13 protein-coding genes are annotated in these 14,679 nt (G+C 50.1%); 10 read left to right on the top strand and 3 right to left on the bottom strand.

All coding sequences use genetic code 11. The features are described from left to right. Nucleotides 1-684 carry a DNA utilization protein GntX gene (gntX, locus tag BN1044_RS15160; RefSeq protein ID WP_072309409.1) on the top strand — a complete coding sequence of 228 codons (684 nt, stop codon included), beginning with the start codon at nt 1-3 and terminating at the stop codon, nt 682-684. A 58-nt stretch (nt 685-742) separates the two neighbouring features. Beyond that, nucleotides 743-1,318 carry a Fe-S biogenesis protein NfuA gene (nfuA, locus tag BN1044_RS15155; RefSeq protein ID WP_072309408.1) on the top strand — a complete coding sequence of 192 codons (576 nt, stop codon included), beginning with the start codon at nt 743-745 and terminating at the stop codon, nt 1,316-1,318. 82 nt (nt 1,319-1,400) lie between these two features. On the opposite strand, the gene ulaR is transcribed toward nfuA, so the two are convergent. Next, nucleotides 1,401-2,156, bottom strand: a complete 756-nt coding sequence (ulaR, locus tag BN1044_RS15150; protein ID WP_072309407.1) for an HTH-type transcriptional regulator UlaR — start codon at nt 2,154-2,156, stop codon at nt 1,401-1,403. A gap of 124 nt (nt 2,157-2,280) precedes the next feature. Beyond that, a complete protein-coding gene (ulaG, locus tag BN1044_RS15145) occupies nt 2,281-3,345 on the bottom strand; it encodes an L-ascorbate 6-phosphate lactonase (RefSeq protein WP_072309406.1) in 1,065 nt (354 codons plus the stop codon). A 440-nt stretch (nt 3,346-3,785) separates the two neighbouring features. Between ulaG and ulaA the strand changes: the two genes are divergently transcribed. The 7 genes from ulaA (at nt 3,786) to BN1044_RS15110 (ending at nt 8,917) form a co-directional block, all read left to right on the top strand. Next, nucleotides 3,786-5,186: a PTS ascorbate transporter subunit IIC gene (gene ulaA, locus BN1044_RS15140; protein ID WP_072309405.1), complete on the top strand. Its 1,401-nt coding sequence runs from the start codon at nt 3,786-3,788 to the stop codon at nt 5,184-5,186. Between the two features lie 18 nt (nt 5,187-5,204). Continuing rightward, complete coding sequence (gene ulaB / locus BN1044_RS15135; RefSeq protein WP_040047020.1) at nt 5,205-5,510, top strand: PTS ascorbate transporter subunit IIB; 306 nt, start codon at nt 5,205-5,207, stop codon at nt 5,508-5,510. Between the two features lie 11 nt (nt 5,511-5,521). Beyond that, the gene (ulaC, locus tag BN1044_RS15130; protein ID WP_025799335.1) at nt 5,522-5,989 is read left to right on the top strand and encodes a PTS ascorbate transporter subunit IIA; all 468 of its coding nucleotides are present in this window, start codon (nt 5,522-5,524) and stop codon (nt 5,987-5,989) included. 124 nt (nt 5,990-6,113) lie between these two features. Beyond that, complete coding sequence (locus BN1044_RS15125; protein WP_096388616.1) at nt 6,114-6,770, top strand: 3-keto-L-gulonate-6-phosphate decarboxylase UlaD; 657 nt, start codon at nt 6,114-6,116, stop codon at nt 6,768-6,770. A gap of 10 nt (nt 6,771-6,780) precedes the next feature. After that, complete coding sequence (locus BN1044_RS15120) at nt 6,781-7,641, top strand: L-ribulose-5-phosphate 3-epimerase (protein ID WP_072309404.1); 861 nt, start codon at nt 6,781-6,783, stop codon at nt 7,639-7,641. Then, nucleotides 7,641-8,327, top strand: a complete 687-nt coding sequence (locus BN1044_RS15115) for an L-ribulose-5-phosphate 4-epimerase (RefSeq protein ID WP_072309403.1) — start codon at nt 7,641-7,643, stop codon at nt 8,325-8,327. Before BN1044_RS15120 ends, BN1044_RS15115 begins: the two co-directional genes overlap by 1 nt. Before the next feature lie 26 nt (nt 8,328-8,353). Beyond that, a complete protein-coding gene (locus BN1044_RS15110; protein ID WP_072309402.1) occupies nt 8,354-8,917 on the top strand; it encodes a YagU family protein in 564 nt (187 codons plus the stop codon). A gap of 65 nt (nt 8,918-8,982) precedes the next feature. Here BN1044_RS15110 and malT read toward each other — a convergent pair whose 3' ends face one another. After that, nucleotides 8,983-11,697: an HTH-type transcriptional regulator MalT gene (malT, locus tag BN1044_RS15105; RefSeq protein ID WP_072309401.1), complete on the bottom strand. Its 2,715-nt coding sequence runs from the start codon at nt 11,695-11,697 to the stop codon at nt 8,983-8,985. Nucleotides 11,698-12,260: 563 nt separating this feature from the next. Between malT and malP the strand changes: the two genes are divergently transcribed. Beyond that, on the top strand, nt 12,261-14,669 hold the full coding sequence (gene malP / locus BN1044_RS15100; RefSeq protein ID WP_072309400.1) for a maltodextrin phosphorylase: 2,409 nt from the start codon (nt 12,261-12,263) through the stop codon (nt 14,667-14,669). The last annotated feature ends 10 nt before the right edge of the window (nt 14,670-14,679 follow it).

Below are 14,679 nucleotides of genomic sequence, written 5' to 3'. Positions count from 1 at the left end.
ATGTTTAACATCAGCGCTCACTGCTGGATTTGCCAGCTACCGCTCGTTATTCCTACACAAGGAATTTGTAGCTTTTGCTCTGCGGCCTGCCTGCGAAAGCCTCGAGTTTGCCCCTGCTGTGGTCTGCCCAGCGAGCACACCACGCATGCCTGTAGCCGCTGCATACAAAAAAAGCCCTACTGGCAGCAGCTTATATTTGTTAGTGATTATCAGCCGCCGCTCAGCCAGTTAGTGCATCGTCTAAAATATCAGGGCAAATGGCAAATCGCATCGGCACTCTCACGGCTGATGCTGTTGAGTTATCTGTACGCACGTCGTACTCGGCATCTGCCAAAACCAGATCTTATCACCGTGATCCCTTTGCATCATCAACGCCAGTGGCGACGAGGATTCAACCAAAGCGACCGCTTAGCTCGCCCTTTAGCCCGATGGCTACAGTGCGCCTATTTCCCCGATATCATTAAACGCACGCGGAAAACCAAGCCACAGCAGAGCCTCAATGCGATCCAGCGGCGACGTAATTTACGCAACGCATTCAGCTGCCAACAGAATCTAAGCGGAAAACATGTTTTAGTGGTCGATGACGTACTCACCACCGGTAGCACGATTGGAGAAGTTAGCCGCCTTCTCCTCGCCCAAGGCGCTAAATCCATACAAGTTGTATGCCTTTGTAGAACCTTGTGAGCACTTTGCAATCGGCGTATTATAACCAACCAGATAAGTCAACTATTGAGCAAATGCCATGATCCGTATTACCGAAGCTGCCCAAGAGCACTTTGCCAAGCTGCTGGCAAACCAAGAAGCAGGCACCCAAATCCGTGTTTTCGTTATCAATCCAGGCACTCCAACCGCTGAATGCGGCGTGTCTTATTGCCCACCGGATGCGGTAGAAGCGAACGATACCAAGCTCGATTTTGAGAAATTATCGGCCTATGTTGACGACGTGAGTGCGCCGTATCTGGAAGACGCGGAAATCGATTTTGTAACCGACCAGTTGGGCTCTCAGCTAACGCTGAAAGCGCCAAATGCCAAAATGCGCAAAGTGGATGACGATGCACCGTTGATCGAACGCGTTGAGTACGTGCTGCAATCGCAGATCAACCCACAGCTGGCTGGCCACGGCGGCAAAGTGACGCTGATGGAAATTACCGAAGAAGGTATTGCGATTCTGCAATTCGGTGGCGGTTGTAACGGTTGTTCTATGGTCGATTACACGCTGAAAGAAGGCATCGAAAAAGAACTGCTGCAGAAATTCCCTGAACTCAGGGGCGTGCGCGATCTCACTGAACACGAGCGCGGCGAGCACTCTTACTACTAATATTGCCGGTAATATTGCGGCGATTAATACTAAAGCCCTGCTCTCTTTACGAAGAAGCAGGGCTTTTAAAATAGGGTATGACTTAAACCAAAATCACCTCAACGCCCTGCACTTTCAGTTGCTCAATCACTTTCTCATCGGCGTCTTTGCCAGTAATCACAATATCAATCTGCTCCGCGCGACTAAACAGCATACCAGCACGCTGACCGACTTTGCTGCTGTCGACTAACACCACCAGTTTGCCCACGTAGTTCAACATTTTCTGCTCGGCCATCGCCGTTAGCATATCGGTTTTATATAGACCTTCGGCAGTCAGCCCCTTGCCGCTGGTAAACATCCAATGTCCCGCATAAAGAGAAGACTCCCCCTCCTGTGGTGCCAGAGTAATCGCCTGACTACGGTTATATTGGCCGCCCATAATGACAACGCTATCGTGCTCCTGCTCAATCAAAAAATTGGCCAACGGCAGATAGTTAGTGATCACCTGAGTGTCTTTACCACAGATTTCACGCCCCAGCGTGAAAGCTGTCGACCCACAGTTAATAACGATACTTTCGCCCGGCTGAACCAGCTGTGAAGCCGCACGCGCAATCCGCACCTTTTCCTCATGATTCTGTGCCTGATGAATGTTCATCGGCGTCCAAGCCACACGATTTTGACTCACCGCTTCTGCGCCGTTGCGCACTTTCTTTAACTTTCCACTGTCGCCGAGCTTATTAATGTCACGACGTGCCGTTGCAGGAGAAACCTGAAGACGATCAATCACCTGCTCGACGGTAACAAACCCCGTTTGCTGCAGCATTTCCAGTAAAGTCTGATGTCTTTGCGATTCAGTCATGATTAATTCCAGCGCATAAATGATTATTTGATGATTATATTTGAAAACGATCAAAAATAACACGCTTAAAAATACAAAAGCCGGGCATATTGCCCGGCCTTGTTTACATATAATTTATTGATAATTATAAGAATGATTTAAACGGCAGGTCCGGTTCAATGGTGAAGCAATCATCAAACCCACGTGGATAATGGTACTCAAAATTATCCTTATCCAACGGATAGGTAAATTTGCCACCTACCTGCCAGATAAACGGTTTAAAGCCATATTTTAAGCGGTCTTTCTTCATCTCCCACAGCACGCGAATCTCTTGTGGATCGGCTTGGAAGTTTGACCAGATATCATGGTGGAAAGGAATAACCACCTGAGTTTTTAGCGACTCAGCCATGCGTAAAATATCTGAGCTGGTCATCTTGTCAGTAATACCTCGCGGATTTTCTCCATACGATCCTAATGCCACGTCAATTTTATGCTCATTACCATGTTTGGCATAGTAGTTAGAATAATGAGAATCTCCGCTGTGATACAGATTACCGCCAGGCGTTTTAAACAGATAGTTTACAGCGCGTTTATCCATACCATCTGGCAAGACACCCGCCGCTTTTTCATTCGCTGGCAGCGTAATTAGCGCAGTACGGTCAAAGGCATCAAGCGCATGAATCTCGATATCTTTAATTTTCACAACGTCGCCGGGCTTCATAACGATACAGCGTTCACGTGGCACGCCCCAGCCAATCCATAAATCCACACAGGTCTGCGGGCCAATAAACGGCACGCTGCTATCGCAGTTTTGCATTACCGCCGCGGCAACATTAACGTCAATGTGGTCGTTATGATCGTGTGTAGAAAGCACCGCGTCAATCTGGCGAATCGCAAAAGGATCTAGCACGAATGGCGTAGTACGCAGGTTAGGCTGCAGTTTTTTCACCCCAGCCATGCGCTGCATTTGATGGCCGTCTTTCATCAATGGGTTGCCGTGGCTCTGCTTTCCAGTACCACACCAAAAATCGACGCAGATATTGGCGCCACCTTCAGATTTCAGCCAAATCCCCGTACAACCTAGCCACCACATAGCAAAAGTCCCAGGCGCAACGTTCTCTTGTTCGATTTCTTCGTTTAACCAAGAACCCCACTCAGGGAAAGTGCTCAAGATCCAAGACTCACGGCTGATGCTTTCAATCTTACTCATGGTATGCCCCTCATAATATTCACGTCTGCGATAAGTAAATGGAGTTACTCTCGCGCTAATTAATCAATATAAATCACTAAAAGATTAAACATGATTCTTTGTGAGAAATCTAGCACGATTAACGCACTCTATAAAAGCTAATTTTCTATGATGTCGTTCACAAAAAAACCATCACCCAAAGCAATCACAAATGAAGGAATCAACCGCATGAATAGATAATATTATGTTTTAAATGGTAAAAATAAATATCATTTTACCTTTCCTCTTTTGTTTTATATCCACACAATTCAAGTTGAGATACAAATCACAAATAATCAAATTAAATCTTTAAGTGATTCTTTGTGATTGCTAGAGTGATTTTGTACAAAACAGAACCTGTCTGTGACACAAGAAAGAAAAACACGGCAGGAATAAAAGCCAAAAGCCGAGCGGAGTGCTTTATGGAAACCCTCTACAACATCTTCACTATATTTTTTAATCAGGTCATGACCAATGCCCCACTACTACTGGGCATCGTGACATGTTTGGGATATTTGCTGTTACGCAAGAGTGCAACTGTCATTATCAAAGGCACCATAAAAACCATCATTGGTTTCATGCTGCTGCAGGCCGGTTCGGGGATCCTGACGGGCACATTTAAACCCGTTGTAGCCAAATTATCCGAAGTTTATGGCATCAACGGTGCTATTTCAGACACTTATGCAGCAATGATGGCGACCGTTGAACGCATGGGGGATGCTTATAGCTGGGTTGGCTATGCCGTTCTTCTCGCTCTGGCACTTAACATTCTCTACGTACTTTTCCGTCGTGTGACCGGCATCCGCACCATTATGCTAACTGGCCACATCATGTTTCAGCAGGCGGGTCTTATTGCCGTATTCTTCTATATTTTTGGCTACCCAATGTGGACGACCATCGTCTGCACCGCAATTCTGGTTTCTCTCTATTGGGGTATCACCTCCAATATGATGTTCAAACCCACGCAGGATGTTACCGAGGGATGTGGGTTTTCAATCGGCCACCAGCAACAGTTTGCCGCATGGATAGCCTGTAAAATCGCACCTTATCTGGGAAAGAAAGAAGAGAGTGTTGAAGATTTAAAACTTCCAGGCTGGCTCAACATCTTCCACGACAATATTGTCTCCACCGCCATCGTTATGACGATTTTCTTCGGTGCGATCCTCTGTTCCTTTGGGATTGATACCGTACAAAAAATGGCGGGTAAAACCCACTGGACGATTTATATCCTACAAACTGGCTTCCAATTTGCCGTTGCCATTTTCATCATCATCCAAGGCGTTCGTATGTTCGTTGCCGAACTGTCTGAAGCCTTTAACGGGATTTCTCAGCGCCTGATCCCCGGCGCCGTACTGGCAATCGACTGTGCGGCCATCTACAGCTTCGCGCCTAACGCCGTAGTTTGGGGATTCATGTGGGGTACCATCGGACAACTCATCGCCGTGGGTGTTTTGGTTGGGCTCGGTTCTTCAATCATGATCATTCCGGGATTCATTCCGATGTTCTTCTCAAACGCAACCATCGGCGTATTTGCTAACCACTATGGTGGCTGGCGAGCAGCGCTGAAAATCTGCCTGCTGATGGGCATGATTGAAATCTTTGGCTGCGTATGGGCGATAAAACTCACTGGGCTTAGCGCATGGATGGGAATGGCTGACTGGTCAATTCTGGCACCACCGATTATGCAAGGATTCACCCTTGGTCTGTGGTTTATGGGCGTCATTATCGTTATTGCACTGATTTATATGTTCTTCGCTGGCCGCACTCTGCGAGCCGAAGAAGACGCCGAAAAAATAGCACTCAACGAATCTTCTACAAATTAATTAACTGGAGCACAAATCATGACAGTACGAATCCTCGCGGTATGCGGTTGTGGGCAAGGCAGTTCCATGATTATGAAAATGAAAGTTGACCAGTTTCTGACGCAGCAAAATATCGACCACAGCGTTAACAGCTGCGCCGTGGGCGAATATAAATCTGAGCTCAGCGGTGCTGACATCATTATTGCATCCACCCATGTCGCCGATGAAATTACCGTTACGGGCAACAAATATGTGGTTGGCGTACGCAACATGCTTTCTGCCGCCGACTTCGGTCCCAAGCTGATGGATGTGATTAAAGCGCACTTCCCTAAAGATATTAAGTAATAGGAGCGGATATGAAACTGCGCGATTCACTGGCACAAAACCACTCCATTCGTTTGCAGGCCGAAGCAAACACTTGGCAGGAAGCGGTAAAAATCGGTGTCGATCTGTTGGTTCAGGCTGACGTCGTCGAGCCCCGTTACTATCAAGCCATTTTGGATGGCGTTGAGCGCTTTGGGCCCTATTTCGTTCTCTGCCCCGGCTTAGCGATGCCGCATGGCAGACCGGAAGAGGGCGTGAAGAAAACAGGATTCTCGCTAGTCACGCTAAAAACGCCGCTTTCGTTTAATCATGAAGATAACGATCCCGTCGATATCCTGATCACCATGGCTGCCGTTGATGCCAACACTCACCAAGAGGTGGGGATCATGCAGATCGTTAACCTATTCGAAGACGAAGCAAACTTTGATCGTCTACGTGCGTGCCGCACCGAGCAGGATGTTTTAGATCTGATCGATCAAACCAACGCCGCCCAGGCCTAACACTTACCTTCCGTCCCTAGCCCTCCCCTGTATTGGGGAGGGAATGCAAAGTACCAATTTGCTCCTCCCTCATAATGGGAGGCTGGGGAGGATCATGCCAAAAACTGACTTTTGGAGTAGAAAAATGTCCCATTCTTTGCCAATGCTGCAAGTTGCTTTAGATAACCAAACCCTAGACGACGCGTACAAAACCACCCGCCTGATTGCCGAAGAAGTCGATATTATCGAAGTCGGCACAATTCTTTGCGTCGGTGAAGGTGTACGCGCCGTTCGCGACCTGAAAGCGCTCTATCCGCACAAAATCGTACTGGCCGATGCCAAAATCGCCGACGCAGGAAAAATCCTCTCGCGCATGTGCTTTGAAGCCAACGCGGATTGGGTCACCGTTATTTGCTGCGCCGACATCAACACCGCCAAAGGCGCACTCGACACAGCGAAAGAATTCAACGGCGACGTGCAAATTGAACTAACCGGTTTTTGGACATGGGAACAAGCCGCAGAGTGGCGTACAGCCGGCATCCAACAGGTGGTTTATCACCGTAGCCGTGATGCGCAGGCTGCAGGCGTTGCATGGAGCGAAGCTGATATCTCCGCTATCCGCCGTCTCGCAGATATGGGCTTTAAAGTCACCGTCACTGGCGGATTGGCGTTAGAAGATTTGCCGCTGTTTAAAGGCATCCCAATTCACGTATTTATCGCAGGCCGTAGCATCCGCGATGCTGCAAGCCCAGTTGAAGCGGCTCGCCAATTCAAACGTTCTATCGCCCAGCTGTGGGGCTAAGGTAAATATCATGCTCCAGAAAGCCGTTCCTCTCGGAATTTACGAAAAAGCGCTCCCAACGGGAGAAGACTGGCTGCCTCGATTGCAGTTGGCAGCCGAGCTCGGTTTCGATTTCGTCGAAATGTCAGTCGATGAAAGCGATACACGTCTGGCACGGCTTGACTGGAGTCGTGAACAGCGTTTAGCACTGGTGAATGCCATTGCCCAAACCGGCGTGCGCGTACCCTCGATGTGCCTAAGCGCGCATCGCCGTTTCCCTTTGGGTTCTGAAGACGACAACGTTCGTGCTGAAGGACTAGAAATCATGCGTAAAGCCATTCGCTTCGCGCAAGACGTTGGTATTCGCGTCATCCAACTCGCGGGCTACGACGTTTACTATCAAGAAGCCAACAACGCGACCCGCGAACGCTTTCGCGACGGATTAAAACAGTCGGTCGAGATGGCCAGCCGCGCTCAGGTCACGTTGGCGATGGAAATCATGGACTATCCGCTGATGAATTCAATCAGCAAAGCTATGGGCTATGCCCATTACCTGAATAACCCTTGGTTCCAGCTCTACCCAGACATCGGCAATCTCTCCGCGTGGGATAACGATGTGCAAATGGAACTACAGGCCGGTAGTGGTCACATTGTGGCAGTTCATGTCAAAGATACGCAGCCGGGCGTATTTAAAAACGTGCCATTTGGTAGCGGCGTCGTGGATTTTGAGCGCTGTTTTACCACCCTTAAAGAAACCGGGTATTGCGGCCCTTACCTGATTGAAATGTGGAGTGAAACGGCTGCCGATCCGGTCAAAGAAGTCAAAGCCGCACGTGACTGGGTGAAACAGCGTATGGCCAATGCGGGGCTTATGGTGGAGGAGACTATCTAATGCAACAGCTCAAACAACAGGTTTTTGATGCCAATATGGCACTCCCTCACTATGGTCTGGTCACGTTCACGTGGGGCAACGTCAGCGCGATCGATCGCGAGCGCGGCTTGGTGGTTATCAAGCCGAGCGGTGTACCCTACGAAACCATGCAAGCTGAAGATATGGTGGTGGTCGATCTTCAGGGTAATATTGTCGAAGGTCGCTATCGTCCCTCCTCCGATACGCCTACACACCTTGAACTCTACCGCCGCTACCCACACCTCGGCGGCATTGTGCACACCCATTCAACTCACGCCACCGCGTGGGCGCAGGCGGGGCTCTCCATCCCCGCACTCGGCACCACCCATGCAGACTATTTCTTTGGTGATATTCCCTGCACTCGCGCCCTAACCGCCGCTGAAGTGGCCGGGGAATACGAGCTCAACACCGGCAAAGTGATTGTAGAAACGCTGGGTGATTCCAATCCGCTGCATACGCCTGGGATAGTGGTGTATCAGCATGGGCCGTTCTCATGGGGTAAAGATGCCACAGACGCAGTACATAACGCAGTCGTGATGGAAGAAGTGGCAAAAATGGCGTGGATCGCCTGTGGTATTAACCCACAGCTGCGCCACATTGACGGATATCTGATGGATAAACATTTCAGCCGTAAACATGGCCCGAATGCTTATTACGGACAGAAGTAATTCTTTGATATCTAAGGAAGGCCACCATGGCAGTTAGCGCGTTATTTGTACAAACCAATCCGACACGTCGCCGCTATGGCGTGGCCGCTCTGGTCGGTTTAGCCGCAGGGATTATGTCAGCGTTTGTGAAATGGGGGGCTGAAGTTCCCCTGCCGCCGCGAACCATTACCGATGGCCGCGCTGAGTTTAATCCGCCTTACCTGTTTTTACGTGATTATCTTGGCATCGACCCAACCACCACGGTTTATACGTTCTCTGAACATATTATTAATCCGGTGATGGTGACTCACATTATCTTCTCATTGGTGTTTGCCATCGGCTATTGCATCGTGGCAGAGCGTTTTCCAAAAGTAAAAATGTGGCAAGGGATAATGGCAGGGATTATTTCAACCATTGCTGTTCACGGTATTAGTTTCCCATTGCTGGGGCTCACGCCGCCGCTGTCACAGCTGCCCGCTGACGAATATATCTCTGAAATATTGGGACATCTCTTTTGGTTCTGGTCGATTGAGCTGATTCGCCGCGATCTGCGTAACCGAATTACCCATGAGCCAGATGCAGAAGTGCCTATCACGGCCATGAGCCGGTAAGCCTAGCCTGCCTCCTGTAGCCCTCGCTAACCTTCCCTACAAATGGGAAGGTTAGATGGCGTTAACTACACGCCATACCCCATCATCTTCATAATATTTTGTGCCTGTTGAACGGCCTCTTGGCGATGCGCAACGCCCAGTTTTTGATACAAATTACGAATATGAGTTTTAATCGTTGTTGCGGCAACGTCGAGCTCACCGGCGATTTGCTCATTGCTATAGCCAGAATAAATCAGCCCTAGAACCTGCCATTCTCGCTGGGTTAACGGGCTGGTACGAATCAGCTCCGGCACCTGTGGATGATTAAGCAGGCGTTCAACAAAGCCCTCATCAAAATGCGCAAACTTATGCCGATGATGCTGGTTGATATCACGCAGAATGCGCTGAGCGCGGTGCTGATCCAGCTCTGGTAGCGTATTGAGCTGCAAGAGCTGACGCAGCTGCTGTGCCATCACCTCGCCCTCAACCACAAAATGACTGACAAAACCGGTACGGTTAGCCAAACTTAGCGCTTCAATCAATACCCGCAGCGCTTCGCTTTTGCGATCGGTGCTCCAATACAGCAAATTGCACAGCAGCAGGTTACGATTGAGATCGCTCACCAAACGCAAACGCCTTGCTTCTTCGTTTAGCTCATCAAGTACTACTTCGGCTTCTTCATAGCGTCCTAGCAGAATTTGCACTCGCGCAATGTTGCGCCACTGACCTTGTAGAAAGTGGTTATCAGCCCGCGACGGTTTTTCTGCCTGCATCAGCCACTGTGTCGCAGCTGCGCGGTCGCCGGTCATCTGCCACGCAATCACCCGCGGCTTATCAGTATTAGTTTGCCAGTCTCGATGGTAGCGGCCAGACTGCAATAAATTCTCACAGCGCCGTAAATACTGGTTAGCATTGTCCAGATCGCCACGCGCTAAAGAGCACTTGGCTAACATCGCCAAGCACTGTAACTGTTGCTGCGGTTCGTAGTTTGCCAGCACCTCGAGGCCTTTGCGGGCAGCGTCTTCTGCCTCGTCTAAACGCATCCACGACCATAAAACCTGCGAGCGAATTCGCAGCAGGAATTCATGCATCGGCAATTGCTCTAAATGCTGTTCATGGATCAGCTCAAAAGCTTTGTCCTGAGTCTCATAGGCTGCTTGCAAAAAGCCCTGCGCAATGAGGATTTCACTCTGTTGCAGCATTGCCCACAGCGCGTAATGGTAGGCCTGATGACGGCGCGCAACCTGCTCCGTTTGTTGCATCATCGGCAATGCACGGGCTAAATCGCCTTTGCAATGATGGACTTCGCCCATCACCGAGCTGGTGACAATACGGCTGTAATAGCTGCTGATAGGCAAATGTTTTAACGCTTCAACCGCCAGCCGCTCGGCGTCGTCAGGGCGACCATCGTTGATTGCCACCTGCGCGCGCAGCGCATCAAACTCGGCCAACATCACGCCATCTATTTCAATTTTCTGCACATGCATTTCATGCTCGGCGCGCTCCAGCAGAGTATTCACCTCGCTGTAACGATGTTGGCTCTGTGCCAGCCACGCTTGTAGCAGAGCCAAGCGAGGGTTTTGAATCAGTTTTTCATACGGCAGGGCTTTTAAGCACTCTTCCAGCAACGAAAGCTCGCTTTGATGGAACAGCTCCCACGCATGCTGGAGTAGCACATCGCGCAGCATCTCTACGTCGCCTGCGGCTAATGCATGGTGGATTGCCTCAGCGGGAAAGCCCTGATCGAGCCAGCCTTGAGCTGCTCGACGATGAAGATCGGGCAAATCTGCCGCCAGTTCCCAATGGCAACGCTGACGTAAAAAGTTGGCAAATAATGGATGGAAGCAAAACCATTCGCCGTCAGCGTCCATTCGATGAATAAAAAGCCCCTGCCGCTCAAGCTCTTCCAACTGCTGTTGGCCGTTATCTTCACCGGTTAAGCGAGTCAGCAGCACATCATTCATCGAACGCAGCACCGAGCAGCGCAGCAAAAAGTTACGCGTCGTGGCATCAACGCGATCGAGCACTTCATCCACCAAATAATCAGAAAGATGGCTGGCGTTGATCTTCGCTAAACGCCGCGCCGACTCTTGCGCCGTGGTTGTTGATTGACGCACCGAAAGCGCGATCAGCTGCAACGCCGTTGGCCAGCCTTCCACCTCATCGCACAGCTGATGGCTTTCAATGTCCGCCATCGGCGATTTCAAACGATGATTGAAAAACTGTGACGCTTCTTGATGGGTAAAAGCCAGCTGCTTAGTGCCTACTTCTAAAAGCTGCTCGCGCACGCGTAAATTGGCGATGCCCAGTGGAGGGAGCGTGCGTGACAATAAAATGACGGTGAGATTATCTGGCTGATGACGCAGGAAGAAGCGCATCGCCTCATGGATTTGCGCATTAGCGATCAGATGATAATCATCGATAACCAAATACAACGGTGCCGACCAATCAGAAAGCTCAATAAAAAGCTGAGCAAATAGCGCCGGAAGCGTAGCGTACTGATGCTTTTGGCTCATCGCTTCGCTTTTGCTGCAATGTCCACCGGTGGCTTGCTGCAATGCGGCAATTAAATAGCTGGCAAAGCGCTCGGGTTGGTTGTCGCTTTCATCCAGAGAAAACCAGCCTAAATGCGCATTTTCCTCTGCCCACTGCGCTAATAGCGTGGTTTTACCATAACCCGCCGGCCCGTTAACCAATACCAGACGGTAGTTACCGGCTGACGCAAGCTTGGTTAATAGCCGTTCGCGTACCACCGTATTTTGTAGCCGCACCGGGCGACTTAATTTCGACGGAATGAGCATGGTAAAGTCCCACAAAGAAAGCCCAAAGCAAACCACAGCAATATATAAGTTTTAAATATTGCTTATTTATTTCGCGCTTCGTAATTAATTAGTCCTGTTTAACTTGGGATATCACACCAATTAATGCAACAGAGCATCACGACTAGGTAGCAGGAAATTGCAGTCGATCACACTTCTCACATCTTCTTACATCTTTGCTGGGAAAATGACTCGGTACGGTTTCATTGATTCTTTGTTTAGGTTAGCACCTCATCTTTTCCCCTCGCTGGCATGAGGCCGCATTTCAGCACGGCTACCCTCGACATAGGAACATTTTTGCTCCTATTCTTAATCCTTTAGTTGCAAGTTTATTGCACAAAATTTGTCGGTTTTATGGGCTACATCTTGGTAATCAGAGCTGAATTTACACGCCTGTAACGCGAAAGATAACGGGTTTGGATCACAGTTTTGACTACGCCCCGCCCCTCCTCCCCGCCTCATCCCCCTTCGGGAGGATGTTATAAAACCGGTGGGTCGGCAGGATAACGTCAATTCCTGAACTTTATGCTTTGAGAGAGACTGATATGTCGCACATACCATTTGATAAGGACGTATTCTTGGCGGCGCTTACCCGCCAATGGCAGCACTTCGGACTAACCGCATCGAACCAGATGACGGAGCATCAATGGTGGCAGGCTGTGAGTGCGGCAATCGCCGAGCAGCTGTCTGCGCTACCACAGCCAAAAGCCGTGGCAAAAAGCGAGCTGCGCCATGTTAACTACCTATCCATGGAGTTTCTGATTGGGCGCTTAACCGCAAACAATCTGATTAATCTGGGCTGGTATGACGCCGTAGAAAAAGCCCTCGCTGCGCACGACGTTCTGCTCAGCGATTTGTTGGAACAAGAAACCGATCCAGCGTTGGGCAACGGCGGCTTAGGTCGTTTAGCGGCCTGCTTCTTGGACTCCATGGCAACCGTTGAACAGCCGGCGACAGGCTATGGCTTGTGCTATCAATATGGCCTCTTCCGTCAGTCCTTCAGCGAAGGTCACCAGATGGAGGCGCCAGACAACTGGGAGCGCGAAAGCTACCCGTGGTTCCGCCATAACAGCGCCCTGAACGTAGACGTTAACTTTGGCGGTAAGCTTATCAAACAGCCGGACGGTTCGGTGCGATGGCAGCCAGCGCTCACGCTGCGCGGCGAAGCATGGGATTTACCAATTCTTGGCTATCACAACGGCGTGAGCCAACCGCTACGCCTGTGGCAGGCCACTCATGCGCATCCGTTTGATTTAACCAAGTTCAATGATGGCCAGTTCCTCAAAGCAGAAAGCGACGGTATTGAAGCCGCCAAGCTTACCAAAGTGCTTTATCCTAATGACAACCATCAGGCCGGTAAACGCTTACGCCTAATGCAGCAATACTTCCACTGCGCCTGCTCCGTGTCTGACATTCTGCACAAACACCATCTGGCAGGCCGCAAGCTGGCTGACTTACCGAAATATGAGGTGATTCAGCTCAACGACACGCATCCAACGATTGCGATCCCAGAACTGCTGCGCGTACTGCTGGACGAACATCAAATGTCCTGGGATGAAGCGTGGGCCATCACCAGCAACACCTTTGCCTATACCAACCATACGTTGATGCCAGAAGCTCTCGAATGCTGGGACGAGCGCTTGGTACGCAGCCTGCTGCCGCGCCACTTTGACATCATCAAACAGATCAACGCGCGCTTCAAAAAACGGGTTCAAAAGCAATGGCCTAACGATGAAGCGGTATGGGCCAAACTGGCCGTTCACTACGATAAACAAGTACGCATGGCAAACCTATGCGTGGTGGGTGGTTTTGCGGTTAACGGCGTCGCCCAGCTGCATTCTGATTTAGTGGTCAAAGACCTGTTCCCTGAATACCACCAGCTCTGGCCCAACAAATTTCATAACGTCACCAACGGCATCACGCCGCGCCGCTGGCTAAAACAGTGCAATCCTGCGCTGGCTAGCCTTATCGACAAGACGCTGAAAAAAGAGTGGGCTAACGATTTAGACGTGCTGAAAGGCCTTGAGTCCTATGCCGACGATGCGAAGTTCCGTCAAAAGTATCAGGCCATCAAACGCGACAACAAACTCGCGTTAGCAAAATACGTTAAAAACGTGATGGGTCTGGAGCTCAACGTCGATGCGATCTTTGACGTGCAAATCAAACGCCTGCACGAATACAAACGCCAGCACCTGAATCTCTTGCACATTCTGGCCCTGTATCACGAACTGCGCGATAACCCGCAGGCTGACCGCGTACCACGCGTTTTCCTGTTCGGCGCCAAAGCCGCTCCCGGCTACTATTTGGCTAAGAATATTATCTACGCGATCAACAAAGTCGCTGAGAAGATCAATAACGATCCGCTGATGAAAGGACGCCTTCAGGTCGCATTCATTCCTGACTATCGTGTTTCCGTTGCTGAACTCATGATCCCTGCGGCTGATATCTCTGAGCAGATCTCCACGGCAGGCAAAGAGGCGTCAGGCACCGGCAACATGAAACTCGCCCTCAACGGCGCATTAACCGTGGGGACGCTGGATGGTGCGAACGTCGAAATTGCACAGGAAGTCGGCGAGGAAAACATCTTTATCTTCGGCCAAACCGTAGAACAGGTGAAAGCCACGCTGGCCAAAGGCTACCAGCCTAAGGCGATTTATCGTAAAGATAAGCAGCTGAAATTGATTCTGGATGAATTGGCCAAAGGCCATTACAGCAACGGCGATAAACAAGCGTTCGATCAAATGCTGCATAGCCTGTTAGACGGCGGTGACCCGTACTTGGTCTTGGCCGATTTTGCCGACTACTGCCGTGCGCAAAAAGAAGTGGACGTGTTATATCGCGACCAAGAGCAATGGACTCGCGCCACAATTTTAAATACCGCACGCGTTGGTATGTTCAGCTCTGACCGGTCAATCCGCGATTACCAGAAGAGAATCTGGCAGGCAAAGCGTTAAGGAGCTGTTC

The organism is Hafnia alvei, from assembly GCF_900095695.1.
Classification (GTDB): domain Bacteria; phylum Pseudomonadota; class Gammaproteobacteria; order Enterobacterales; family Enterobacteriaceae; genus Hafnia; species Hafnia alvei_B.
This window is presented reverse-complemented; position numbering and strand designations above follow the sequence as displayed.